Source organism: Singulisphaera photorubra (genome assembly GCF_045290345.1).
Classification (GTDB): domain Bacteria; phylum Planctomycetota; class Planctomycetia; order Isosphaerales; family Isosphaeraceae; genus Singulisphaera.
On sequence record NZ_CP155447.1, the window covers coordinates 10,187,308 to 10,212,376 of the forward strand.

The 25,069-nt window shown below is 61.5% G+C and carries 17 protein-coding genes; 6 read left to right on the top strand and 11 right to left on the bottom strand.

Annotated elements, in window-relative coordinates:
* Window positions 1–5 precede the first annotated feature (5 nt).
* The 5 genes from V5E97_RS38085 (at window position 6) to V5E97_RS38105 (ending at window position 5,230) form a co-directional block, all read left to right on the top strand.
* Window positions 6–1,271, top strand: a complete 1,266-nt coding sequence (locus V5E97_RS38085) for a glycosyltransferase family 4 protein (protein WP_406696765.1) — start codon at window positions 6–8, stop codon at window positions 1,269–1,271.
* A gap of 280 nt (window positions 1,272–1,551) precedes the next feature.
* Entirely contained in the window at window positions 1,552–2,661 is a 1,110-nt protein-coding gene (locus tag V5E97_RS38090) for a glycosyltransferase family 4 protein (RefSeq protein WP_406696766.1), read from the top strand.
* Window positions 2,658–3,938 carry a glycosyltransferase family 4 protein gene (locus tag V5E97_RS38095; RefSeq protein ID WP_406696767.1) on the top strand — a complete coding sequence of 427 codons (1,281 nt, stop codon included), beginning with the start codon at window positions 2,658–2,660 and terminating at the stop codon, window positions 3,936–3,938. The genes V5E97_RS38090 and V5E97_RS38095 overlap by 4 nt, the downstream gene beginning before the upstream one ends.
* 145 nt (window positions 3,939–4,083) lie before the next feature.
* On the top strand, window positions 4,084–4,605 hold the full coding sequence (locus V5E97_RS38100; protein WP_406696768.1) for a hypothetical protein: 522 nt from the start codon (window positions 4,084–4,086) through the stop codon (window positions 4,603–4,605).
* Between the two features lie 412 nt (window positions 4,606–5,017).
* Window positions 5,018–5,230 (top strand): hypothetical protein, encoded by a 213-nt coding sequence (locus V5E97_RS38105; RefSeq protein WP_406696769.1) that lies wholly within the window; start codon window positions 5,018–5,020, stop codon window positions 5,228–5,230.
* Between the two features lie 168 nt (window positions 5,231–5,398).
* Here the strand turns inward: V5E97_RS38105 and V5E97_RS38110 are convergent, their stop codons facing one another.
* The 6 genes from V5E97_RS38110 to V5E97_RS38135 form a co-directional block, all read right to left on the bottom strand.
* Window positions 5,399–6,259, bottom strand: a complete 861-nt coding sequence (locus tag V5E97_RS38110; protein ID WP_406696771.1) for an endonuclease/exonuclease/phosphatase family protein — start codon at window positions 6,257–6,259, stop codon at window positions 5,399–5,401.
* A gap of 94 nt (window positions 6,260–6,353) precedes the next feature.
* Window positions 6,354–7,331 carry a DUF1559 family PulG-like putative transporter gene (locus tag V5E97_RS38115; protein ID WP_406701280.1) on the bottom strand — a complete coding sequence of 326 codons (978 nt, stop codon included), beginning with the start codon at window positions 7,329–7,331 and terminating at the stop codon, window positions 6,354–6,356.
* A gap of 118 nt (window positions 7,332–7,449) precedes the next feature.
* The gene (locus V5E97_RS38120; protein WP_406696772.1) at window positions 7,450–7,893 is read right to left on the bottom strand and encodes a carboxypeptidase-like regulatory domain-containing protein; all 444 of its coding nucleotides are present in this window, start codon (window positions 7,891–7,893) and stop codon (window positions 7,450–7,452) included.
* A 387-nt stretch (window positions 7,894–8,280) separates the two neighbouring features.
* The gene (locus tag V5E97_RS38125; protein WP_406696773.1) at window positions 8,281–10,371 is read right to left on the bottom strand and encodes a S46 family peptidase; all 2,091 of its coding nucleotides are present in this window, start codon (window positions 10,369–10,371) and stop codon (window positions 8,281–8,283) included.
* A 52-nt stretch (window positions 10,372–10,423) separates the two neighbouring features.
* On the bottom strand, window positions 10,424–12,670 hold the full coding sequence (locus tag V5E97_RS38130) for an OPT family oligopeptide transporter (RefSeq protein WP_406696774.1): 2,247 nt from the start codon (window positions 12,668–12,670) through the stop codon (window positions 10,424–10,426).
* Window positions 12,671–12,788: 118 nt separating this feature from the next.
* On the bottom strand, window positions 12,789–13,436 hold the full coding sequence (locus V5E97_RS38135) for an adenylate kinase family protein (RefSeq protein ID WP_406696775.1): 648 nt from the start codon (window positions 13,434–13,436) through the stop codon (window positions 12,789–12,791).
* A 157-nt stretch (window positions 13,437–13,593) separates the two neighbouring features.
* Between V5E97_RS38135 and V5E97_RS38140 the strand changes: the two genes are divergently transcribed.
* Window positions 13,594–14,241 carry a histidine phosphatase family protein gene (locus tag V5E97_RS38140; RefSeq protein WP_406696776.1) on the top strand — a complete coding sequence of 216 codons (648 nt, stop codon included), beginning with the start codon at window positions 13,594–13,596 and terminating at the stop codon, window positions 14,239–14,241.
* Window positions 14,242–14,472: 231 nt separating this feature from the next.
* Here the strand turns inward: V5E97_RS38140 and V5E97_RS38145 are convergent, their stop codons facing one another.
* From V5E97_RS38145 to V5E97_RS38165, 5 genes are all read right to left on the bottom strand, one after another.
* A complete protein-coding gene (locus tag V5E97_RS38145; protein WP_406696777.1) occupies window positions 14,473–15,888 on the bottom strand; it encodes a DUF1501 domain-containing protein in 1,416 nt (471 codons plus the stop codon).
* 23 nt (window positions 15,889–15,911) lie between these two features.
* Window positions 15,912–19,007: a PSD1 and planctomycete cytochrome C domain-containing protein gene (locus V5E97_RS38150; protein ID WP_406696778.1), complete on the bottom strand. Its 3,096-nt coding sequence runs from the start codon at window positions 19,005–19,007 to the stop codon at window positions 15,912–15,914.
* Window positions 19,008–19,600: 593 nt separating this feature from the next.
* Complete coding sequence (locus V5E97_RS38155; RefSeq protein ID WP_406696779.1) at window positions 19,601–20,110, bottom strand: hypothetical protein; 510 nt, start codon at window positions 20,108–20,110, stop codon at window positions 19,601–19,603.
* A 432-nt stretch (window positions 20,111–20,542) separates the two neighbouring features.
* The gene (locus V5E97_RS38160) at window positions 20,543–24,253 is read right to left on the bottom strand and encodes a tetratricopeptide repeat protein (RefSeq protein WP_406696780.1); all 3,711 of its coding nucleotides are present in this window, start codon (window positions 24,251–24,253) and stop codon (window positions 20,543–20,545) included.
* Window positions 24,253–24,870, bottom strand: a complete 618-nt coding sequence (locus V5E97_RS38165; RefSeq protein WP_406696781.1) for a sigma-70 family RNA polymerase sigma factor — start codon at window positions 24,868–24,870, stop codon at window positions 24,253–24,255. Before V5E97_RS38165 ends, V5E97_RS38160 begins: the two co-directional genes overlap by 1 nt.
* Window positions 24,871–25,069 lie beyond the last annotated feature (199 nt).

Below are 25,069 nucleotides of genomic sequence, written 5' to 3' on the forward strand. Positions count from 1 at the left end.
GACCGATGAAGATCCTTGCACTCAGTAACTTGTATCCTCCCGATTTCGTCGGCGGCTATGAACTTGGCTGCTCCCATGTCGTTGATGCCCTCCGCGGCCGAGGACACGACGTTCGGGTGCTGACCGCAGCGCCTCGGCTCCCGGTCGACTCCCCCCCCCACGTCCTCCGCCGGCTCAAGTTGACCGACGAGTGGAATCCGAACGGGATGAGCAAGCACCCCCTCGGCTATCGCCTGGACGAGGCCGAGTCGAGACTCGTCAACTCCTACAACGTTCACGCCCTGACCACCGTGCTCGATGAGTTTCAGCCCGACGCCGTCTTCGTCTGTGCCGTCACCGGTCTCGGCGGGTTCGGCCTGATGGCCTGCCTCCAGTTTCTCGACGTCCCCTGGGTCTGGCAACTCGGCGACTGTATCCCCCGGATCCTCTGCAGCACCGAGCGGCGCACCTTTCCGATGTTGGCCGAGGAATTCACGCGGCGGATCCGAGGGACCTACATCGTCGTGAGCGAACGTGTCCGCCAGGAAACCGAGGAGTGCGGACTCAAGCTGGGCGACCGCGTCGAAACGATCCCGTACTGGATCACCGGACCGCAGGAGCCCGAGCGGGCCAACTACTATCGCGGCGGCCACCTCCGGATCATGGCCGCCGGCCAGGTCGCCCAGTTCAAGGGGAGCGACATCCTGATCGAGGCGGCCGCCCGGCTCCGCGACGCCGGTCACCATGACTTCTCGGTCCATATGTACGGCAACCTCTATGACCAATGGCTTCTGCAACTGATTCGAAAGCTCGACCTGGCCGACCACGTCATCCTCAAGGGGGTGCTGCCCCAGAAGCTCCTTCTGGAGACCTACAAGGAATACGACCTGTTTGCCTTCCCCACTCTCGAGCGCGAGCCGTTCGGACTCGTCCCGCTCGAGGCCGTGGCCCGAGGATGCGTGCCGATCATCTCCCGCCAGTGCGGGATCGCCGAGTGGCTGGTCCACGGGCTCCACTGCCTCAAAGCCGATCGGACTCCGGAGGCCTTCGCCCGCGCCTTCACCGACGTGATCGAGCAGCGGATCGACCCTGAGCCGATCGCGAGACGAGGTGCGGCCGCGGCCTGGCGAGACTTCCACATCGACGCCATCATCCCGCGGATTGAGCAGCTCCTCTTCGACGCCGCGGGACGCGCGAAAGGGATCGCCGGCTCCTCCCACGACGCCTATCGCCTGGCCCGAATGGCCGAGCAGCTCACCGCGTCACTCCTTCAAGAGTCAATTCTCGCATAACAGCAAACAAGAAAACATACACCTATTACAAACATCAGTCGCAGACCGGTCGCCCTTGAGGACTTTTCGCAAACCGAGAAGGATTCCCACGTTGACCCGACTGGACTTGACCGACCTGCGATCATCGGATAGAAGGCGTTTGCGCCCAGGTTTACACCACTTCGATCGCCATTCAAAGCATGCATAAATATTTCCGGCGAAGCCTCGCGCGACCTTTCGCGAGGTGGGTCGTGTCGGAATCGCGTTCCACAAGGGATGACCGCGAACATAGAGGTGGTTGATGAGCGTGAGGAAGATCGCCTACCTGGCGCCTCTCTACTTCGACGAGCAGTGTTACTTGGGTGGGGGCGAACGATATCCTCTGAACCTGGCCAAGGGGGTCGTCGAGAGCTCGGCAGGGAAATATGAGGTCGAGCTGGTCTCGTTCGGGCCCTCCTCGTTCCGACGGGAGATCGCCCCCGGTGTCTCGTTGCGGATCCTGACGGCGGCCGGAAAGCCAGCGCACCCGCTGGACATGGTGTCCTGGGAGCTTCCCGAGGCCCTGGCCGACGCCGACTTGGTCCACATTCACCAGGCCTACACCCGCTGTTCCGAGCTAGGTCTTCTCGTCGCCAAGCAACTCCGCAAACCGATCTGCGTCACCGACCACGGCGGAACCTCCAGTCCGTTCGTCCAGCATCTGGGGATCCTCGACCTGGCCGACCAGATCATCGCCCAGTCGGACTTCGCCGCGTCCTTCTTTCAGACCTCGACCCCGATCGAAATCATCAAGGGGGGGGTTGATGCGTCACGATTCACTCCCCCGCCCAGTCCGGTCAAACGCGACCGCGTCCTCTTCGTCGGCCGGCTCTTGCCGCACAAGGGGATCGACCAGCTCGTCGCGGCCATGCCGGCCGAACTCCCACTAACTGTCTGCGGGCGACCCTATGACGAGGGGTTTTTCCTGAAACTTCAAGAAGCGGCCGTGGGGAAGCAAGTCGAGTTCATCACCGATGCCGATGATGACCGAATCCTCGAACTTTACCGCAAAGCCTGGGCCAACATCTTGCCATCAGTCTATATTGATTGTTATGGCAACATGCATCGCGCACCGGAGTTGATGGGGTTCTCCATCCTCGAAGCAATGGCCTGCGGAACTCCGGCCATCAGCTCGCGAGTCGCGGCCATGCCCGAGTTCATCCGCGAAGGGGAGACCGGCTTCGTGTTCGACGACCCCGACCAACTCGCCGAACAACTGCGGACTCTTGCCGCCGACCCCGATCTCGTCGAGACGATGGGACGACAGGCCCGGCTCGTGGTCGAGCAAGAGTACGACTATCGGGTCGCAGGCGCCCGACTGGTCGAAGTCTATGAGCCCTTGATCGCCCGCGCATGGGAGGTGGCGGCGTGAAAATTCTGGTGATCAGCAACCTCTATCCTCCCGACGCTCTGGGCGGCTACGAGATGGGCTGCCGTCAGGTCGTTGAGAACTTGCGGGCCCGTGGCCACGAAGTTCGCGTCTTGACCACCGCGCCCCGGACACCGGTCGCCAGCCCTCCCCACGTGCGCCGAACGCTCCGGCTGACCGACATGTGGGTCGACTACCATATGGCACGCTGCGCGACTGTGACTCAACTCCTCGACGAGTCCGAGTCCCATCGAATCAACGCCTTCAATGTTCACGCCCTGCTGGCTGAACTCGAAGACTTCGAGCCCGACGTCGCCTACGTCTGGATGCTGACCGGCATCGGAGGGCTCGGCCTGATGGCAACGCTCCACCATCTGCGTGTGCCCTGGGTCTGGCACTTGATGGACGACGTCCCTGCCACCCTCTGCCAGGTCGACAATCGGGTCATCCCGGCTTTGGCTCGCGAAATTGAAAAGCAGCTTCACGGCCACACCATCGCTTGCAGCCAGCAGTTGGTGGACGAGATCGAGCGTCGAGGGATCCGGCTTCAAGGTGAGGTTGAGATCGTGCCCAACTGGGTCGCCGGCCCGGTGCCGCCGCTCCGTTCCGAGTTCTACCAGGGCGATCGGCCATTGCGGATTGTGGCTTCCGCTGCACACATTGACCGGTGCTACGATAAGGGGATGGACCTCCTCATCAAGGCCGCCGCCAGCTTGCGCGACCAGGGACGCGACAACTTCTCGCTCGATATCTTCGGTCAGGTCAACGACAGCTTTTACGGCGATCTCATCAAGACGAACCACCTGACCGGCCTTGTCACTCTTCGTGGCAGCCTGAAGCAGGCTGAACTGATCGCGGCCTATCAAGACTACGATGTGTTCGCCTTTCCCGCGCGACTCCGCGAGCCCTGTGCGTTCGCGCCACTCGAGGCAGCCCCGAGTGGCTGCGTCACAGTGATGTCGACCATCAGTGGTAACAGCGAGTGGCTGGTCCACGGTGTCCATTGCCTCAAGGTGCCTCGAACCAGCGAGGGGTTCGCCTTCATGTTTGGCGAAATCCTCGATCGTCGGGTCGATCTCGAGCCGATCGGCCGCCGGGGCGCCTTGGCTGTCCGCCGGGACTTCCACCTCGATAAACTCTTGCCAAAGATCGAGCGGATCCTGACCAAGGCCGCCCGACAAACGCGTGACGGGGCAGGAACGACCGACGAGGTCTACCGGCTCGCACTGCTTGCCGAAAAACTGACAAGCGTGCTCATTCAAGAACCCTATTGTGCCTAGACAACCGCCGATGGGATTGACTTTTTTTCACCTGCTCACAGATCTCAGTGTTGAACACGGACGGTTCGACATCGATATGTGACCCCAGAAGATCGCCAAAGGCCGGCTCGGCGTTCCCCCTCGACTCCAAGGAAGGAGTAATTTCATGCAAGATTTTGCATTCTATAACGCAGGTTCCCATGCCATGAAGGGACCGCGTGCTGTTCTCGTCGTGGCTCGTCGTGTGATGCGTCGAGTGCTCCGTCCGATTTTCCTCCGCCAGGTTGAGATCTTCCAATACCTCGCCGACCGTCTGGACAACCATGAGAACCGCGTCTTCGCCTTGCGCATCGACGCGGACGCGATGAAGCGGCAGCATGGGGAGTTGGCGGCAGAATTGGGTCGGCAGAACGAAGCATTGGCGTATCGTCAGGATCTTCTGAGCGGCCGACAGGACGAACTGGCCGATCAGATCCAGACGACGATGGCCTTCGGGTGGGACTACGTCGCGATGGTTCGCCGGCTGGCGACTCTCGAAGATCAACTCGCATCCTTGACCGGCTCGACGCTCCCCTCCTCGGATGAAGGCGATGCCCATCCCTCCATCCTTTTCCCTGGCCTCGAAAAAGGGATGCGCAAGCCTGCCAATGATGATGATGACAAAGGGATCCGCTCGAAGGTCTGCTGACCTCGATCTCGTGATATCACCTATCACGACTCAAATCTGCCTTCGAGTCCCATGAATCAAGGCTTACAAGCTAATCACAGTCCGCAAAACCTGACGTCAAATTTTTGGAGCGGCGTCAGCAGACCCAAGTTCTCAAAACCGGATCGTGTCAAGTGATCAAAGATCAAGAACTCAATTTACCGTTGCACGTTGATTCGCTTGGTTGCGGATAACAAGAGGTAGAGGGGGACTGATGTCGAGTCGCCCACAACCTTGAGTCAACCGGTAGTTGAGGAGTTTGATCTCATGAGGATCACGAAGACTGCGGCTCAGATGCTTGGGATTGTGGCCATGGTGTTCGCGGTGGGTTGCCTGACGCCCACAGCGGCAAAGGCGCAAAACTTTCGCCGCGGAGGTCCCGGTGGGGGGCACCATGGCGGACACCACGGGGGGCACCACGGGGGGCATCACGGCGGACACCACGGAGGTCATCACCGTCCCTGGTACGGCGGGGGATATTACCGACCGTGGTACGGCGGTGGATACAACTGGCCGTGGTACGGTGGCGGGCATCATCACGGCGGACATCACCGGCCAGGGCACGGTGGCGGCCGCCCCCGATGAGCGAGGCCACCGCGAGTCATGACTCGCATGTCCTCGTGTCTTGCGGCAGAGACTTATAAAATGGCCCTGGACTCATTGTCCAGGGCCATTTGCATTGAGAGCCGAAAAAATGGATTGCCGCATCGTCGAACGAGGTGCTAAAAACCGCACGTTTCTCAGAAATAGGGTTTGAGAACGCGAACGGCCCGGCTTAGGGCGAAACTCGGCTTGGCGAGGAAGATGTACTTGTGGTACGAGGCGCGACTGGTTTGAGTCGAAGCTCCGCAAGAACTGGCTGATGGTCGGATGCAATGGTCTCCGTATCGACATGGATCTCTTCGAGCCCATCCGCCAGATCCGGGGAGACGAGGATGTAGTCGATCCTTCCGGGTGACTTCCCTTTCAGACCAATACTGTGTCCATTCCCCTTGCCGACCTGTGTCCAGGAGTCGACCAGCAACGCAGGCATTTCCGCTTCGGCGGCGAGCAGTCGCTTGTAGTGATCGGATTCCGGCCGGAAGTTCAGGTCACCCATCAAAATCGCGGGACCACTCTTGCTGGCAATTACCTTGCGGACGGCCTCAACCTGAAGCCGGCGATCTGCCGCAGAGTCGTGGGCCAAGTGAGTGACATAAACGCGAATCGGTCGACCTTTTACGTCGATTGTCACTTCAAGTAGTCCGCGAGGCTCGGCGTTCTCTCGGCCCGCTGAGCGAGGGAGCGGATGGTTGCGCTTCGCAAGAATTGGGTACTTGCTGACGAGGGCGACTCCATACGCTCCTTTGTCCCTGATGAGGTTCCCACCAAAAGCGACCTCACCACCAAGCGCCTTCGCGAGTTCCTCGGCCTGATCGGCGAACTGACTACGCTCGCCGAATCGGACATCAACTTCCTGAAACGCGATGACATCGGAGTCGTGAACAACCTTCACGACCCGTCCTACATCAAGGTTCCCATCAGTTCCTTCGGCGTGGTGGATATTAAACGTCGCCAGCCGAAGCAACTCCGTCGAACTCGCCGGTTCTGGATCGATCAACAACGGCAGTAGCATCGCGAAAAGCAGATTCATCATGGAGGGCGTCCTTCGAAATGAAAATCCTCTCCTCCAAGAGTTCCCTCAAGGAAAGGAGAGGAGAGTAGAGTAGCAGAAATCGGAAAGTCCGTGATCAATAAGCATCCGCGCTAATGATTTCGCCGCCGCGGCTGGAGCTGAGTGCTCGCCAGACGCCCAGGCTGATCGAGTCTTTGATGAACTTGACGCTACCGTCCCCCATGGTCACGGTGACTCCACCGGAGTGGCGGCTACGAGCAGCTTGGTAAAGTGGGGCAAGCGCTGCGACCACCACGCATGGGGAATTTCCATTGCAGTTCAGAACTCCATTGGTCGTCGTGCATCCGCACGCCGCGGCGGAGTACATCGCGTCCGGTATTTTGGAGTTCGGAGCCAACTGCGTGGTGAATCCGGTGGCGTCGGCCCACCAAGTCACGCCCCGGACATCGGGACCTTTTCCGACGAGCATCTCCGAAGCGAAAATCGTGTTGCTCGTGCCATCAGTAATGCCTGCGAGAGTCACCACTTGGCCTTTATTGGGACTGGCCGAATGGTTGGCATTGTTATAGGGGGCGATCCAGCCGAAGGGGGCACCCAGAAAAGGGACGCCGTTCACAAGGTTCTGCTGGTCGATATCCGTCTGGCCGAAATTCACGAAATAATTGTGCGCGGTGAGTTTGCCCGAATTCGCAGTGCCAAGACTCGTGCTGGTCGGCTTGCTCGGGGTATCGCTCGGGCAGAGCAGAGCACTTACATAGCTATAGGTTACAGTGGTATTCCACGCGTCGGAGTATCGCGGTCGGGAGAAGTTGTACGCGTTGGCCAGCGCACTTTGCTCCATATACGGCAAAATGAAAGCCTGCCAGGTCCCGTTACAGCAACCGGAGGTCCCACTTGGCAGCGATCCCACCGTATCGTGGTAATTGTGCATCGCGAGGCCGATCTGCTTCATGTTGTTGACGCACTGGGCGCGTCGGGCAGCCTCGCGTGCCGCCTGAACCGCGGGCAAAAGTAAAGCGATCAGGACGGCGATAATCGCAATCACCACCAACAATTCAATGAGTGTAAAACCTCTTCGACGAATCTCGGGCATAGTCCTCATATCTCTTTCCAGGCCATGGACAAAAGTAAAGCTGCCAGTGAAGCGTGAAATGAATACTTTCAAAAACTCAGATCCCAAAAAAAGGGAAATCGATCGCTGGACACTTTGATCACTTTGCATCCAGCGAGAAATCAAAGACATTCTTTCCGTCCTTGACCACTTCAGCTTGAAGCGTACTTTTGGTGTTGTACTTGGCAGGGATCAGTTCTTTCATGAGAGGCGCGTCACCGTCTCCAGGTTGGGCATTTGCCGCGGCTTGCTTCGACCCCTCTTCAATTTGCGAAATCGTGACCCGATATGTCCCTGGGATTAATCCCGAAACTTTGGGTACATCGTAAGCCCCATCCAAGATTTGAGCGGTGGCCCCCGTACCTGGGGAATTCGAGTCACTCGGCATGAAGGTAATCGAGCCCGACGTTACCGGCTTCCCAGCCAGGGTCACAGTTCCCGAAAGGGGCTCGCGAGGAAGTTCATCCCGCGACCCGCAGCCCATCGCTATCAGGCCGCAACCAAGAAAAGCCAGTGAGATTGAGCGACGGAGAACCCAGCTCATAATCGAGCGAATTCCTATTCTGTTTAAGTGGACGAACGGCTTGACGCTGAAATCGGCCGCCCAAAAAGGTACGAGGGCACCTTGCCGTTTCTCTCAGCGGAACAGCCAAATCAATGCACGCACACCCATGACTGAAAATGGTACGACCTGGCCGATCGCAGGGCTGAATCTACTTAGTATAGTTGCGAGGCTCTACACTTTGTCAAGTGCCACAAAAAAGCATAGATCGTGTGAGTTCGGATTGACTGCAATCGACGAATGAGGCCGCCGCGATTGGGGGAATGACCAATTCCCCCAGGCTTTTGACGAAAACCGCTAACAACAAAGGCTTGACACGCAATCAGCATGCCAAGCCTTCGATGATCCAGGGTTGTCATTTTCGGGGGATCAACGCTGACGCATAAGTTCTCCCACAAGGTCATCCGCGCGATAAACTGACTTCAAGGCCTCGATGATCGCCCGGGAGTCGACCGAGATCGCCCGGGCGGACTGATCGTCATAGGCAAAGTCGAGCACAAGCGAGTCGACATTCCCATCAAAGATGAGTCCAACGACCTCGTTGTCACGATTGACGACCGGACTTCCCGAATTTCCGCCGATGATGTCAGCCGTCGAGACAAAGTTCATCGCGGTATCGAGGCTCAAGCGTCCATCTTTCTTCGCTTGATGCCAGCTCGGCGGAATCACATAAGGGGGGGTATTCCCATGGGCGTCGGCATGCTTGAAGGCTCCGCCAATGGTGGTGTAGGGGGGAACGTGCTTGCCCCTCGCTTCGTAGCCCTTCACCGTTCCGAAGGCGAGACGCAGGGTGAATGTCGCATCGGGGTAGACGGAATCCCCCTGGGCCTCGAAGGCCGCCTTGGCGATCCCGGCGTACTGCGCGGAGAGGACATCCTCGACTTCGTCTTCGTACTGGGTCCGGAGTGAGCGAGCGTCGGCGTCGATCGCCAGGGCAAGCTTGATCATCGGATCATCGAGCTCGAGCAGGGCCTTCAAGCCGCCCTTTGCGATGGCGCGACGGAGTGAGACGTCGGCAAGCTTGGTGCCACGGACCAGTTCCTTGGCAGTCTCCTCGGGGGTCCGCCCATGAAGGACTCGGGAGATCATCGGGTCGGTGTCACCCATCAAATTCTTCCAGAACGTCAAGGAGTGGGCCAGCTTGGCTTCCTCGAACTCGGGATAGATGGGGGCATCCGAGAACAGCGCGAGCTGGAGCGACTCGATGGCGGATTCGCGGAACTCTCGAAGCCGGTCGCCGTTCGGCTTCTCTTGCTCCTGGGCGAGGCGAACCAGCGTACGAGCGACTTGAAAGAGGGTCGAATCGAACGCAAATCCCCGCTCGAGCATGTTGAACCGCTTGGCGATCTTGGTCGCAACCTGGTGCGAGGCCGCGATCTTGTCCCAGGCCGATCCATAGGCCGCCTGGGCGGCTTGATCGGCCTTGATCCGCGTTCGAAGCGTTTGCTCAGCCTCGCGTTTGCGCGCCATGAGCGACTCGTCCTTCAAGCCCTTCAGGCCCCCTTCCCGGGCCTTCCGGGAGTTTTGATAGCCGAATAGCTCGTCCTTCGCTTGCCTGGTCTGCTCAGGCCCTTTCTTGCCGTACTCCTGCAGAAACGCCTCGCGGGCGTGGAGGATCTCGAGGGAGAAGGGGAACGAAACGTCTCTGAGGTATTCCAGGTGGGCGACTGTGTTCAAGCGGCTGGTCTTGCCGGGGTGTCCGGCCACGAAGATCAGGTCGCCGTCCTTGCTCCCCGCGGGACTCCAGTTCAGGTAATGCTTGGGCTGCGCCGGCTTGTCATTCTCGTAGGCACGGAAGAAACAGACGTCGAGGTCGTACCGGGGAAATTCAAAATTATCCGGGTCACCGCCGAAGAAGGCGATCTCGAACTCGGGGGCGAAGACGAGTCGAACATCGGTGTACTTCTTATAGGTATAAAGCGCGTACTGCCCTCCCTGGTAGAGGGTGACGACGTCGCTCCGGAGGCCCGACTTGTCGAGCGACTCCTTCTCGATCGTCGCCATCGCTTTCCGCTTGGCGGCCCCTGCTTCGGAATCGCCCATGCCCGGCTTGACCGCGGCCAGGACACGGTCGGTGACGTCCTGGAGATCCACCAGGACGTTCAGCTCGAGGTCAGGGGCCTTGATCTCCTCGGCTCGAGTCTTGGCCAGGAAACCCTCCTTGAGATAGTCCTTGCCGGCCGTGCTGATCTTGTGAAGCATATCCGCGCCAACGTGATGATTGGTCATCACCAGTCCGTCGGCCGAGACGAACGAGCCCGAACCGCCACTATTGAAGCGGACGGCCGAAGAACGGAGGCGTTCGACCCAGGCGGGGTTCGGCTCGAAGTTGTACCGCTGCTTCAACGCCTTCAGCGGCAGGTTGTTAAACACCCACATTCCTTCGTCGGCAGTCACGGTCCCTCCCACGCTCAAGACTGAAATCACGGACAGAGCCAAGATCCGTTGGCGCGCACTCATTGGTATGACACCCTCGGGGCTGAGTTAGCAAGCACGGTGAAAAGAGCCAGTATTAGAGGTCTTCTTCACGGCCCTTGATGCCTTCGGCAACGGCAGGCGACTCGACGCTACGGAGCAACGCTCCAATGCCGACGAGAAAGAGCACGAGCGTCATGAAGGAGAAGGCGACGATCGACGGCCACGGGCTCGAGTTCCAGTGTGCAGGCAGGCGTGTCGAGAGATCGAATAGCTTCGACGCTTGCGGGATGATGGCCAAAGTCGCGATCAGGATCCCCGCAATCGCCCCTCCCGCGATGTACCCGCTCGAGAGCAGGACCGCCGGACTCGAGTCCGACTCTTCGGCCGGTGTCTTTTTGATCCAATCCACCGCCGCGCGGACGAGGCCACCAATGAAGATCGGCACCGAGGTCGACAACGGCAAATAGACCCCGACGGCGAACGCCAAGGCCGGAACTCCGGCCAGGTGCATCACAATTGCGATGAAAACACCGATCAAGACCAGGTTCCAGGGCAGCTTTCCGGTCATGATGCCGTCGATGATCAAGGCCATCAACGTCGCCTTGGGCGCATCGTACTTGACGACCTTCGATCCGTCGTCGCGTGTGTCGACCCGGCCGTTGATCGCGGGATCGATCAGGAAATGGGCCTGCCCCTGGTCATCCACCAGGTATTTTCCCGGCTGAGCACCCTTGATCGGGGCGACGACCCGCCAGACATGGTACGACTTACCTTGATGCGTGGCCGTCTCAGTCAGCGTGGCCACGTCGACCTGGGCCGTCGGCAAGTACTCCGCACGTCCCGTGACGACCGTGCTCGCGTCGTTGAGCAAGAGCAGGGTGAACCCGATCACGACCGCCGAGGTCAACGCGCCCACGAGAATCGAGATCTGCTGCGACCGAGGTGTGGCCCCGACGAGGAAGCCGGTCTTCAGGTCCTGCGAGGTCGTACCGCCGTTCGAGGCTGCGATGCAGACGATCCCGGCGATGGAGAGGGCCGCGAGCCGATAGGAAGGCGCCTTCCACCCCATCAGAACGAAGATCAGGCAGGTGAGCAGCAGCGTGGCCACGGTCATCCCCGAGATCGGATTCGAGGACGACCCGATCTCACCGGTCAGCCGGGACGAGACCGTGACGAAGAGAAACCCGAAGACGACAACCATCGCCGCGCCCATCAGTCGACCCGAGAGATCGGTCGGCATCAGGTCCGTGGCGGCGATCGCGGCCACGAGCGCGATCGAGCCGAGTCCGACCATCCAGAGCGGCAGGTCGCGATCGGTCCGATCGGATTGCTCGGTTGCCCCGCCTCGGTTGGACTGACGGATATCGCGCACGCCGGAGCCGATCGACGAGACGATGAGCGGCAAAGCCTGGAAAAGGCTGATGATTCCGCCCGTGGCCACGGCCCCCGCACCGATGTATAGGATGTACGAGTCGCGGATATCCTTGGGGTTCATCTTGGAAATCAGCTTGAGCCCCGGGAAGATCGGCGTCGCGGCGGTCTCCCCGAAGAACGCAATCGCGGGCGTCAGCACGAGGGCGGCCAGCATGCCTCCGGCCACCATCACGCAGGAGATCCGGAACCCGATGATATAGCCAACCCCCATCAGCACCGGGGAGGATTCGAGCGAGACGACCGCCCCTTTGAATTTGGTGATCACCTTGGCGGGATATTCCTCCCAGAGCCGTAGCGACTGCATGAGGAACTGGTAGACGAAGGCGAGCCCGAAGCCGACGAACACGGTTTTGGCGCTGGAGCCCCCTTGTTCGCCGACGATCAGGACCTTCGCACAGGCGGTTCCCTCGGGATAAGTCAGCGACCCATGCTGCTTGACGATGAAGGCGCGACGGAGCGGGATCATCATCAGGATCCCGAGCAAGCCGCCAAGTGCGGCCACGAGCATAACTCGCACGAGTTCCATGTCGTAGCCGAGGATCATCAAGGCGGGCATCGTCACGCCGACGCCGAACGCGATCGACTCCCCGGCCGAGCCCGCGGTCTGCACGATATTGTTCTCGAGGATCGTGGCCGGCCGCGTCCCGAGGATCTTGGAGAAGGCGCGAAAGACCGTGATCGAGAGGACGGCCACCGGAATCGAGGCCGACACGGTCATCCCGACCCGAAGGACAAGATAGAGCGACGACGCCCCGAAGACGATCCCGAGGATCGCTCCGAGCAGGACGGCTGACCAGGTCAGCTCGGGCATCACGGTATTGGCGTGGATGTAGGGCTTGTGGACGGGGTAGGCCGAGCCGAGCCCCTCGCTCGGGGTCTCGGCCGGAGGGGGTGTGTGGACCGACATCTCATCTCCCTCGAAGAACGAAGCGTGCGCCTCCCAGGCTGCGACGTCTCCACCTTACAACGTCGAGTCGAATGCCGCAAAGGGGCTGCGGAGGGAGGCGGATCTCCTCTCGAGGGGGCTACCCGACCGTTTCGGACATGGCCGAAGGACGCCGGCCCGGCGTGCGATTCTGCTGGATTTCGGAGAGGCGGTTGACGATCTGGCGAAGGACTTCAAGTGGGGCCAGGCTCGCATCCACCTCGTAGACCGTTTCCGGCGGGTAGAAGCTCAGGGTCTTGAACGTCTCCTCATAATAGGTGTTGAGCCGCCGCCTGATGACCTCCTCGTTCATGTCGTCGAGCCGATTCTCGCGCAACGCCCGCGCTTTGAGTCGCTCGCTCGCCTTGACCGTATCGTTGATCACGAGGTGGAAGATCTGAACCACGTCCAGGATGTGGTCGAGTCGCTCGGCCTGGAGGTAGTTCCGAGGCAGACCATCGAGGATCAAGGTGTGCTGGTCGGGCAGGAGAAGTTCCTGCATCTCGAGGATCTGAACGTGTCGCTCCCAGATCTTGACCGTTAGATCGTCGGGGACAAGTGCACCGGTTGACGTGAAGCGGGCGATCTGTTGGCCGTAATGGCCATACTTCGGGATCTTGCGAAACACATCCCCCATCGAGACGTGCACGAGGTCGGGCAACTGCCCGAGAACCGACCCTTGAGTCCCTTTACCGCTTCCAGGCATCCCGAACAGAAGAATCGTCCGATACTTGGGGGAGTCGGCCATCGCAAGTCCTCGACTAGACGTATGGGGGGATGGATTACCAGGAGCAGCGGCAACCATCATGGGGGGGGGCGTTCCGCTCGACAACCCGAACCGTAGAGAATTCCACCACTTACCCACTTCCTCCATGATCCGAACTCTTCAGCCCCGGAGCAAGCCGTTGCCAGAAACCCGTGTGCTACTTCTCCGACATGCCGAGACATCGTCCCCCGACTGCTTCCACGGCGCCGAGTCGGACGTCAACCTGGGCGACCGGGGACGCAGCCAGGCCGCCACCGCCGCCACCCACCTCGCCACGCTCCAGCCCGACGCCATCTATTCCTCGGGGATGGTCCGCGCCCGCGAGACGGCCGAGCCGATCGCGCGAGCCTGCCAGCTCGAGCCCCAGGTGGTCGAAACGCTTCACGAACGGCGGATGGGCCCGCTCAGCGGGCAGCCCAAGGCCGAGGGGTGGTCGACTTATCAGCAAGCGATGACACGTTGGATGGCCGGCGACCTTGACTTTACCCACGAAGGGGGAGAATCGTTCGCGGCCATCGCGGCGCGCACCGTGCCCCCGTTCCAGGCGCTCGCGGATCGACATCGCGGCCAGACGATCGTCGTCGTGGCCCACGGCGTGGTGATCCGGGTCCTGCTCTGTAGCCTGGTCGACGAACTGCAACTGGCCGATTTCGCGGACGTCCCCATCGAGTTCGTCGCGGTCAACGACTTACGGTGGGATGGGAGCCGTTGGTCCGCCGTCGGATTCGATCGCAACGGCTCACGAGATCAGAATCCGGACGCGGGCCATGAGCCTCTCACCACCTGAGCCCGATGAGACCAGCCACCTGGCGCACTCTTGCCAGGTCAGATCTTGTCGGGTGGGCACGGCCCGCCACCTTCGCTTTCCCCCTTTGAAACTGGCAAACGATGCTGGGGTGGGCGGTGCCCACTCCTCGGGAAGCGTTCGGCGTCGGAGAGAACAAAAACGAGGATGACCTCGAAACTTTCATGCCCGTCTCCACAAGCCTGAGATCGAGCACGAAGCATCCCCGACGGCTCAGGCCAGGAGGCTGTGGACGACTTCCGCCTTGGTCACCTCGGCATCGGTCAGGCTGTCGTCGCGGCCATCGTGTGGGTAAGTGAGGCGGCGGTGATCGAGGCCGAGAGAGTGGAGCAGGGTGGCCTGAAGGTCGTGAACGGTGACGATGTTCTCGACTGACTTGTAGCCGAATTCATCGGTGGCGCCATGGCAGTAGCCCTGCTTGAACCCTCCGCCGGCCAGCCAGAGCGAGAAGGCATGCCGGTTGTGGTCTCGGCCGTCGGCCCCTTGCGAGATGGGAAGGCGGCCGAACTCGCCGGTCCAGAGCACGATCGTGGAGTCGAGCAGACCTCGCCGCTTCAAGTCCATCACGAGCGCGGCACTCGGTTGGTCGGTCCGGCTGCAAAGCCCCTTGAGCGTCTCGGCGTTCTTGCTGTGGGTGTCCCAAGGTTGCCCACTGAGAAAGAGCTGCACGAACCGGACCCCGCGCTCGACCAGACGCCGGGCCAGCAGGCAGCGCGTGCCGTATTCCCGGGTCTCCTCGCGGTCCAGGCCGTAGAGCCGCTTCGTCTCTTCGCTCTCGTCCGACAGGTCGAGGACGTCAGGAACGGCGGTCTGCATCCGCGCAGCGGTCTCGAAGTTCGCGATCCGTGCATCGAGCTCGGAACGGCCGGGATGCCGGCGTATGTGGATTCGATTCAGCTCATTGATGAATCCAAGCTGCCCCGTTCGCGCGGCCTGCGTGACCCCCTCGGGGGTCGCCAGGTTCGGCACAGGCGCGGCCCCCGCGCGAAAGGGAGTGCCCTGGTAGACCGCCGGCAGCCAGCCTGAGGTCCAGTTGCGCACGCCGTCGACCGGCAGCCCCCCTGGGTCGCTCAAGACCACATAGGCGGGCATCTCCTGATTCTCCGAGCCGAGCCCGTAGATCACCCACGACCCCAACGTCGGCCGCCCCGCTTGAAACTTGCCCGAGTGGATCAGCCGGAGCGCCGACTCGTGGTCCACCGACTCCGTCGACATCGAACGCACAAGCGTGATCTCATCGGCGATCCGGGCCGTGTGCGGCAGCAGTTCGGAGAGTTCCAGGCCCGACTCGCCGCGAGGCCGGAACGAGAAAGGGGAGGCGAGCAGGTTCCCCTTCTGTTTATCGAAGTGAACCTCGAGCTGCCCTGGGTACGGCTTCCGATCCCAGCGCGTCAGTTCCGGCTTCGGGTCGAACAGGTCCATCTGGCTCGGACCACCATGCTGGAACAGGCAGATGACCGATTTCGCTCGCGGTGGTTTTGCGGCCGCCACAGATGCGGCGTGGAGCGACCGGTCGTCCAGCGCCAGCAGATCCGCCAGCGCCAGCGAACCGAGGGTGCCGGCGAAGCGGCTCAGGAAGGCGCGCCGGTTAAGGCAAAAGTCGTCGCGTTCGATGGCCCGCATTGCCATTTCCCTCCCGGCTCGAGGTTCGATTATTCCACGTATAAGAAGGCATTGCTTGCCAGGAGCGCCTGACAGAAGTCGGCCCAGGAGCGCTCGGCCGCGTCGGCCTGCCCCTGGTATCGCGCCGGCTGAGCGTCAAGGAACCGCTTCGCCACGGTCAACTCGTCCTCGGTCGGCGCTCGACCGACCGCGACGAGGAAGGCATGGAACACCTTGTCGACGGCGGTCGGCCCGGCTTCGCGGTCCAGTCGCTTCGCCATGGCACGGGCGCGGGCGATCACGAAGTCGGAATTGAGCAGGCTCAACGACTGCAGCGGAATGGTCGTCGCATTGCGGCGGGTGCAGTTGATGACCAGCGAAGGCGCGTCGAAGTCCTCGAGCACACCGACGACATGCGTTCTCCGCTGCTGAAGGTAGACCGAGCGCCGATGGGCCCCATCGACCGAGTCATCGACCGCAACAGTGCCGTTCTTTTTACGCTCAGCCGGAACGTATGAGCCTCCCATACGCCCGTCGAGCTCGCCCGAAGTGGCAAGCATCGCGTCGCGGAGCGCCTCGGCATCGAGCCGACGCATCGGATACCGCCAGAGCAAGCCATTGTCGGGGTCCCGTGCCTCACCGTGCTCGGCCGGGGTGCTCACCTGGCGGTAAGCTCGCGAGTTCATGATCAGGCGGTTCAGCGCCTTGGCACTCCAGCCGCTCGCGACCAACGTCCTGGCCAGTTCCTCCAGGAGCGCCGAGTGCGACGGCGGCGACCCTGAATACCCGAGGTTCTCGGGGGTCGCGACCAATCCGACGCCGAAGTGATACTGCCAGATTCGGTTCGCCGTGACGCGTGCCAGCAGGGCCGAGGCGCGCGAGCCAGGCCGAGTGATCCAGTTGGCCAGCGCCAGCCGAGCGCCCGTGGATGGTGCGCCCTCAAACGGGGGCCCCACCTTGAACGGGTTCTCAGGATCAGCCAGGACGGACGGAACACCCGGCTCGACCACCGGCCCGCGGGCAGAATAGTTCCCCCGAAGCAGCAGGTGAACCTCGGGAGGGGTCGCCTTGAGGTCGCGTACCCAGGCAATCTTCGCCGGCCGCCCGCCCCGTTTCGACTCCAGCGCCTTGAGCGCGTCCGTGTATTCCTTCCGCCTTGCCTTCCGGTTCTGGGCGTTGGAATCTTCAACGGGCTTCTCACCCGCCTCGATGAGCAGGTTATCCACCACGAAACTCCGACCACAGCAGTACTCGAAGCCGAATCCCCCGTCGGGCAGGTCGGCCGCGGCCAGCGTCACCGCCGGGCCTTCGGGCTGCCAGTCAACGATATGTTCGAGGCGGAGTTTATTTGCCCCTTCATTCGTGATCCGCACGCCGTAGCGATGGCCTGGCTCGTAGCCGGTTCCACCAATCCGGCCGGCCGCGCGCGAATCCGGTCCCGGATAGTCGACATGGACCTCCGCCCCGCCTGCTGGGTTGCCGTCGATCAGGAGATTGCCTCCTCCGGCCGGTTTCTTGTCCTGATAATCCGCCAGCGCAAGGTAATATCCCACCCGCTCGGCCGGAGCGTCGTCGGCTTTGAGCTTTCGATCCACCAGGTCGAAGCTCACTTCGATCCATCCGCCCACGTTGTCAGGCGACCAGTCGAAGGCCTGCCTCGTCGACAGGAAACGATTGCCCGCCGTGCCCGACTCGACAACCCGTAACATGCCGTCCTTGATCAGGGCCCCGGGAGCCACCTCGGAGTCAATATTGACGGGCGGCGAACCGAAGGGCGTGTCATCCGCCGGCGCCATCGAGTTCCAGAGCGGCGCAAGGCGGCCCGGTTTGTCGTCGAAGTTGTCCTGGAACCGCACCTCACCTTTACGCCGGTTCTGTTCGGACCAGACCCGAAACTCCTTTCGCAAGGAGGCGATCTGGGTATCGATCTCCTTGGTTCGCGCGGTCCATTCCTCAAGCTCTGCGGGGAGCGGCGCGTCCACGACCCGCTCGTTCGGCTTGACCCAATTGTCCACCGGGAACGCCGGGTAGAGGATCGCCTGGAGCTGATAATAGTCCTTCTGCGTGATCGGCTCGAATTTATGATCGTGACAGCGGGCACACTGAAAGGTCATGCCGAAAAGTGACGAGCCGAGGATCTCGATCGTCCCCTCGAGCACGGCATAGCGATCGGCTCGAAGTTCGTCGGGATTGCCGTCACTCTCGCCGGTTCCATCCTGCGAGTTCCGCAAGTAGTGCCCGGCCACGAGTTGATCCACCACCTCAGGCGTCACTCGATCACCGGGCCGATAGCCGGAAAGTTCGTCACCGGCCAGTTGCTCACGGACGAACTGATCGAGCGGCTTGTCCTGGTTCCAGGCGCGGATCACGTAGTCGCGATAGCGGTAGGCGAGGGGGCGGTCAGTGTCGGCCGCGAAGTAGCCGTTCGAGTCGGCGTACCCGGCGGCGTCGAGCCAGTACTTACCCCAGCGCTCGCCATACCGCGGCGAGGCCAAGTAGCGTTCAACCATGCGCCCGTAAGCGTCGGGGCTCTTATCGGACAGGAAGGCCGCGACCTCCGCGGGGGTCGGCGGCACACCGGTCAGGTCGAAGCTGACGCGACGGAGGAGGGTCTGTCGATCGGCCTCGGGTCCCAGGGTCAGGCCCTTGGCCTCGAGCTCCGGCAGGAGGAGCCGGTCGATCGGGTTCGCGGCGACTGGTGCAACGCGAACCTCGGGCAGAGGCGGCGCCGTACGAAGCGGAGCGAACGCCCAGTGGTCGGCGGCCTCGGGCGCTCCCGCGACGAGCGTCGGCAAGCCAGGCGCGCCGGCTGCGATCCAGCGCTGGAGGATTTGCTTCTCGTCCTCGGTCAGCGGCTCGTCGGGCGGCATCTCCTCATCGGCGATTCGCTTCCAGATCAGGCTCTCTTCGAGCCGCCCCGCGACGACCGCCGATCCGTTCTTACCGCCTCGGGCGAGCCCGTTCGGAGAGGCCAGGCTCAGCTTCGCCTCCCGCTTGGCTGGTCCGTGGCACTTGACGCATCGGACCTTCAGCAACGGCATCACCTGGCGATCGAACAAGGGCGTCGACGGCAGATCATCGGCCAGCGCCATGCTCTGGCAGACGATCACCAAGACCAAGCTGCTCAGGACCGTTCCTCGAGTCATCAGCACCTCACGGCCATCGAACCGATTTGCGGAATGCCAAGACACGAATCCGGCACGCCATGAGCTCGCTGTTTCCGCCGTACGCTCATCCACTCGAAAACGGTTCCCCAACAGCCACGGACTTCGAGTGGAGATCGGCAAGAGGCGATTGCCTCTCAAACGTAATCAGGGCATTCCAAAGTCGCTTCGTTCGGGAGTGCGATGCTTCCATGGCGGGACGAATCGAAATTCGCGGTCAGTGTAGAATAGCCGCCTTCCCCAGCGCATAGCCACCTACTTCCGCGGCGTTCCCTGACATGGGCTCAAACACAAGACTGCAGACGGCTCAACGGAGGCTTTCCAGCCCATTCGTTGAAGTAAGCCTGCTGTTCCCCGATCGTCACAAATCGCTGACTCTACCGGATTGCTGGCATCGCGGGATGGAAGAAAGAATGGACTTCGCTAGATCTCGCATTTTACCTGAACTCTCGGATTCTGAGTAACTTTGGGGACTTTGGGAATCACCATCTGGCGAGTACGGTGCGACACCTGCAATCCGGTAGAGTCAGGCAAATTTTAACCACGAATCAACACACCATGCTTCGCAGGATCTATCAGTAATTCTCGCCCGTGGGATCAAGGTGATTACGGAGCCGTCTAGATTTGATCGTTCCCTTGGGCAGGCACATGCGGCAGGCACAGGTCGGTCGTTTACCGTGAGCATCGGGAAAATGACGCCATCCAAGTACCTGTCTCACTTTACGGACCCGAAAAATCTCATCACGTCGGATCGATCGGGGGACGATGATCTCGAATCCGACGGCGTCCGTGGTTCCCATGAGCATCCCGATTGCCTGGCCCAGGGTTGTTTCATCGTGCGAGCGATTGAAATGCCCGACCGAGACTGGTTCGTCGGATGGTATGCGGAAATCGACGCCCACGATCGTCCGCTGCCCTCGCCGTTTCAACTCTCGGAGCCACTCGTGCGCGATTAAGTAGTCGGGCAGGATCGCCATGCAGAATACGCCTCTCGGCGCATCGAATCCGACGGTGGACGCCCTGATCCCAGATCGGCGGATCGAACCGGCATGCTTCTCGGAGGTCAGATGAGTGAGGATCGGCATGATCTCGGAGTTTTCGCTGGGCGGACCTGGGGGACTCCTGACGTTCGTCCGACGTCATAGAGACTGAAACACCACGAACGGTTCGCCAACTCAGTCGAGACAGAGAGCAGAACATTAATAATGCAGATTTATTATTATCAAACAAGTCTGCGCAAGCTAGACGCGATCATTCCTGTGAGTCATTCCGCGATATCCCATTTCCCCCAGATGACGGCAAAATCAACGAATGTCCCCTGGGATTCTCATCCCAGTACTGTTCCCTTTGGCTTTTCGTCGGGTGGGCCGTAACCATCCGCAAGCCGCACTCTATCGCCGCCAACAACAATACAATTGATCACAACTCAGACAAATCAGAGGCTTCTCAAAAAAAACAGATCCCGGGGAACACGAGGAACCCACCGAGAACGGCCTCATCGCGGGCGTGTTCGCGGATCAAGTTGCGGGAGGATCAGCGACCGGGGCTTGCAATTCGAACAAGCGGCTCGCCTCGCCGCTGAGTCGAGACAGTTCTTTGTCGCGTGGGCGATTCTTCTCCATCCAATTCCGGGCGCGTTGATGCCAGCGTCGCGCCTGTTCCTCATGACCGCAGCGCCAATGGGTCATGGCCAAGAAGAAGGCATTGTGGCCAAAGTGGTTCTCAATCGTCAGGTGCTGCGATTTCTCGAGCGCTTCGAGCGCTTCAGGCCATTTCCCGACACGATAGTAAGCGGCCCCGAGTGTGTTCCAGAGATGCCCCGCCTCCGGCGCTTTTTCGACGGCCTTCCGGGCCAGCTCAATCCCGATCTTGGCGAGTTCCGCACAATCTCCAGGGTATCGTACGAGGTACCAGGCAAACTCGTTCCTGGCCTCGGGGGAATCAGGACATGTCTGGGCCGCTTCGCGGAGGAGATCCCTCACGGGATCGACCTCGGGGGGCGAGCGTTCCGTCCCTTGTCGCAGCACAACAGCAGCTAAACCCGCAGAACTTAGAGCGAGTTGTTTCCGAAGTTCTTGATGAGAGGGAAAGTCGATTACGGCCTTCTTGAGAATCAACAACCTCCTGCGATGCATCGCCTCCGCCTCGGGGAGACGACCGCCGTGCTCGAGGAGTTCCGAGAGGGCCCGGAGGGCGAGGGCATATTCCTGCCGATGCTCAGGGACGCTCGGGGCAGCGCGTTCAAGGTTCTCGAAGTGGCCCAACGCCCGATGATAGGCCTTCTCGGCATCCTGACTGCGATCGACCCACTCGAGGGTTTCGCCGTGCCGTCGGTGAAGGAGACCCCGAATGCGCCGCAAGTCGAGACTCTCGGGCGATTGCTCCGCCAAGGCTTCGAAGACCTCCAATGCGGCCTGATAGGTCTCCTCCGCCTCATGGTGACGGCCCGAAGAGCTCAGCAGATGGCCCAGTAGTTCGCGGAGGCGACCGAGCTTCATCCGGACTTCAGCGGGGGGATGATCGGCTCCGACGAGTTCTCCGAAGATCAGGACGGCCCGGCGCACGGCCTTCTCAGCCTCCTCATGAGAATTGTTGCGATCTGCTTGCAGGCTCCAGCGGTCGTAGAAGTCTCCCAATTCCTGCAAGGAAGCCGGGGCCAGCGCGTTGCGGAGCTCGAAAGCCCGATCGCAGTCGGCTGCGGCGCGAGTCCACTGCTCCCAGTCGGCGATCGCGAGGCCCCGATGAAGCCAGGGCGCCGGGTCCTTGGGATTCTGCTCGACGGATCGCGTTTGATTGGGAAGCATCTCACAGATCAAGGTCTCGAGGCCCTCATTCTTGCCTTGAGCTCTCAAAGACGAGGCAATCCCTTGGAGCACTTGGGAAACGCTCTTGTGTCGGTCTCCATACTGGGCACGGAAGATTTTCAGGGCCTCGCGAAACGAGGCTTCAGCCTCGGCGTAGCGTCCGAGGCCGAAGAGGGCGCGGGCCAGGGCGTTCCACCCCCAGCCCATCTCCGGGTGATTGGCCCCGTGCAAGCGGCGGTGGAGGGTCAGGGCCTCTCGGGCCAAGGGCTCGGCCTCGCTGAAGCGGTATCGATCGTTTTTCGAGTCGGCCAAGGTATGAAGGATATTGGCAATCTCTGGAGATGTCGAACCAGGGTTCTTGCGGAGAATCGCCAGCGCCTCCCGAGCGGCCGCTTCGGATTCGGCATGTTTGCCTTGGTAGACCTGGAGCCACTGGAGCGCCCAGAGGGCCTGGATCATGGGGACTTCCGGCTCGCCCCGATCACGGTAGATCAGGAGGGCTTCGCGCACCGACTTCTCGGCCGGGGCGAGTTGACCCCGCGCGGCCAGATTCCAGGCAATATCGATGAGGCTCTCGGCGACTTTCTCGGGGTTGGCGTCGAAAGCGCAACGACGCAGTTCGAGAGCCCTTTTGAGGTGGGGCTCCGCCTGTTCGGTCAAACCGAGCCGCCGGTAGGCCACCCCGATCGTCCTGCGAACCGTCGCTTCGACTTCGGGTTGCCTCTCCAACTGGTGGTCGATGCGCCTCGAGAAGTCGTCCAAGAGCTCGCGGACGGTGTAGTTCTGGCCTTTGCTCTTGTCCGGGTTGGCCGATGCGAGCATCTCGTGAAGGAGATCACTGATCGCGCTCGCCGTCTGGGCTTCGATCGTCGCTCGACTCGCGTTCAAGCGAGCCTCGGTCAGTGCGGTTAATCGTTGTCGGAAGGCATCGTCCTTTTGCCTCAGGGCGATCTCTTTCGCTTCCTTCTCCCACCAGATGCGGAGGTTGCTGATGGCCAAGGCGGGGACCGCCAGGAAAAGGATCAGGGCGGCCGCGGCCACGATCGACCGATGGCGACGCGACCATTTCGCGGCGCGATGGGCAAGACTGGGCCGACGGGCCACGATCGGCCTGTCCTCCAGGTAGCGTCTGAGGTCGTCGGCCAACTCTTGCGCGGCGACGTAACGCTCGGAGGGCACCTTGGCCATGGCCTTGAGCACGATCGTCTCGAGGTCAGGCGGAATGGCGCGATTGAGCTGCCGGGGAGGAATCGGCTCTTCTTGGAGGATCCGCTGGATGATTTCCGGCTGACTGTCTCCGGGAATCGCCGACCTCAGCGTCAACAACTCGTAAAGCGTGGCACCCAGTGAGTAAATGTCGGTGCGATGGTCGATCGGCATCGATCGGGCCCTGACCTGCTCGGGACTCATGTACCGGAACGTGCCCATCAGGTCGCCGGTGAGGCTCAAGCCGTTATCGCCGTGAAGTCGGGCCAAGCCGAAGTCCGTAATCCAGAGGCTTCGACGCTCGTCGACCAGCAGGTTCGCCGGCTTGATGTCGCGATGCACGACGCCAAGCTGATGCGCGTGTTCCAGGGCCTCGGCCGCTTGCAGCCCCAGTTCCGCCACGTTGCGAATGAACGTACGCCCGCGTGTGGATGTTCCGGTCCCCGTCCACGAATGCAACGGAGAGGAAGACGCCCCGGTCGCATGCGGAGTTCCGGACGGTCGTGCGTCAAAATCGGAGGACGGCGGTGGGCCATCCGATGAGAGCCAACCCGTTCCCGATTCGCACTCCGGTGCGAGCAGGGTGTCCGACGCCAGACGACCGGTCGGGGAGGGCGAGCGTCCGCGGCGCCTTGCCTCAAGCGAAGCAGGGCCCTCGAACCGCCGCAGTTCGCCGATCAGATGCGCCAGAGTCCTTCCCTCGATAAGCTGCATGGCATAGTAATGAACACCACGCTCGCAGCCGACGGAGAAGACCGGCACAATGTGTTCGTGGTGCAGGTGGGCTGCGGCTTGGGCCTCGACCCGGAACCGTTGGAGTTGCCTCTGATCGAGCGCCGCGGCGAACGGGAGGACCTTCAAGGCCACTCGGCGGCCGAGAGAAATCTGTTGCGCCTCGAAGACGACCCCCATCCCCCCGCGGCCAATTTCGCGGAGGATCCGGAAGTCGCCCAGCACCTCGGCCCCTGGGTTGACATCCGGCGCGGGGTGTTCCGGGCCGGATGCGAAATCGGCCGCCCTGCGTCCCAGGCCCACGAGGATCTCAACGGCCGGGAGGATGCTTCGCAATGCTTCAGCCAGTTCCGGATGCTCTCGGGCCAGTTCCTCCGGATCCAGAGATTCGCCCGCCTGAATTCGAACAGCCAATTCCTCGAAGAGGTCCGAGAGGGCCGGATCGGTCGTGCTGGCCGAAGGAAACCGTCGCACGGAATCGATCATCACGAACTCTCCGAATGGGCCCCATCGAGCAGCACCCGTAGTCGCAGCAGGGCCCGCATGTGACGCGACTTGACCGCCCCTTCGCTCACCCCGAGGACTGCGGCGATTTCGCTGACGGAGAGTTGCTCGAGATAGCGCAGGGCGATGACTTCCTGATCGTGGACGGCCATCGCCGCGAGTACGTCCCGCACGCGCTGGATCATCTCGTCGCGGATCAAACCCTGGCTCGGGCTGGTCCCGCTGTCCAGCAGGTGGTTGGCCAAGTAGGCCGTCGACTCGTCCGGCAGGGGGAGGCGGCCGACCTGCTCACAAGTCACGCTCCGCCTCTGGGCGAGGAGGTGATGACGATGGAGCTCGACCAACCGGTTCCAGGCAAACTGACGGAGCCAGGGATAGAAGGGCAAGGGAGGCTCTGCCAGGTACGCGGTCAGGTTCCTCGCCGCGTCCAGCAAGGCTTCCTGCACGACATCCGAGGGGTCGAAGCGAGCGGCCAATCTCGGGTCCAGCCGCACCGCGACCATTTGGCGCAACCGACCCCGGAAACACGTGAGCAACTGCTCCCGGGCGACTTCATCTCCCTGACAAGCAAGTTGGATCAAAGTGTCGGTCTCGGACATTCCGGAGGACATCTCGTCCCTTTCTCTCGCTCGTTCCCGAACCAGGCAGGCTACCGATTCAAGATTATCGATCCCAATTCTCAGAAGGTAGACCCTGCACGCTCGCACCCGCCGAGAAACCAGGTCCGTCCCTGCCAACCCTCCTCGAGCCTCAGGGCGTGCCCGCTTGATGAGGGAGCCCTAGCCCTTCGGTTGATCC

Bases quoted from the DNA above. Each gene is read 5' to 3' on its own strand.
- V5E97_RS38090 (WP_406696766.1), top strand. From the start codon at position 1,552: ATGAGCGTGAGGAAGATCGCCTACCTGGCGCCTCTCTACTTCGACGAG.
- V5E97_RS38130 (WP_406696774.1), bottom strand. From the start codon at position 12,670: ATGTCGGTCCACACACCCCCTCCGGCCGAGACCCCGAGCGAGGGGCTC.
- V5E97_RS38155 (WP_406696779.1), bottom strand. From the start codon at position 20,110: ATGCCGATCCTCACTCATCTGACCTCCGAGAAGCATGCCGGTTCGATC.
- V5E97_RS38150 (WP_406696778.1), bottom strand. From the start codon at position 19,007: ATGACTCGAGGAACGGTCCTGAGCAGCTTGGTCTTGGTGATCGTCTGC.
- V5E97_RS38135 (WP_406696775.1), bottom strand. From the start codon at position 13,436: ATGGCCGACTCCCCCAAGTATCGGACGATTCTTCTGTTCGGGATGCCT.
- V5E97_RS38105 (WP_406696769.1), top strand. From the start codon at position 5,018: ATGGCGGACACCACGGGGGGCACCACGGGGGGCATCACGGCGGACACC.
- V5E97_RS38165 (WP_406696781.1), bottom strand. From the start codon at position 24,870: ATGTCCGAGACCGACACTTTGATCCAACTTGCTTGTCAGGGAGATGAA.
- V5E97_RS38160 (WP_406696780.1), bottom strand. From the start codon at position 24,253: ATGATCGATTCCGTGCGACGGTTTCCTTCGGCCAGCACGACCGATCCG.
- V5E97_RS38100 (WP_406696768.1), top strand. From the start codon at position 4,084: ATGCAAGATTTTGCATTCTATAACGCAGGTTCCCATGCCATGAAGGGA.
- V5E97_RS38125 (WP_406696773.1), bottom strand. From the start codon at position 10,371: ATGAGTGCGCGCCAACGGATCTTGGCTCTGTCCGTGATTTCAGTCTTG.
- V5E97_RS38110 (WP_406696771.1), bottom strand. From the start codon at position 6,259: ATGATGAATCTGCTTTTCGCGATGCTACTGCCGTTGTTGATCGATCCA.
- V5E97_RS38120 (WP_406696772.1), bottom strand. From the start codon at position 7,893: ATGAGCTGGGTTCTCCGTCGCTCAATCTCACTGGCTTTTCTTGGTTGC.
- V5E97_RS38115 (WP_406701280.1), bottom strand. From the start codon at position 7,331: ATGCCCGAGATTCGTCGAAGAGGTTTTACACTCATTGAATTGTTGGTG.
- V5E97_RS38085 (WP_406696765.1), top strand. From the start codon at position 6: ATGAAGATCCTTGCACTCAGTAACTTGTATCCTCCCGATTTCGTCGGC.
- V5E97_RS38145 (WP_406696777.1), bottom strand. From the start codon at position 15,888: ATGGCAATGCGGGCCATCGAACGCGACGACTTTTGCCTTAACCGGCGC.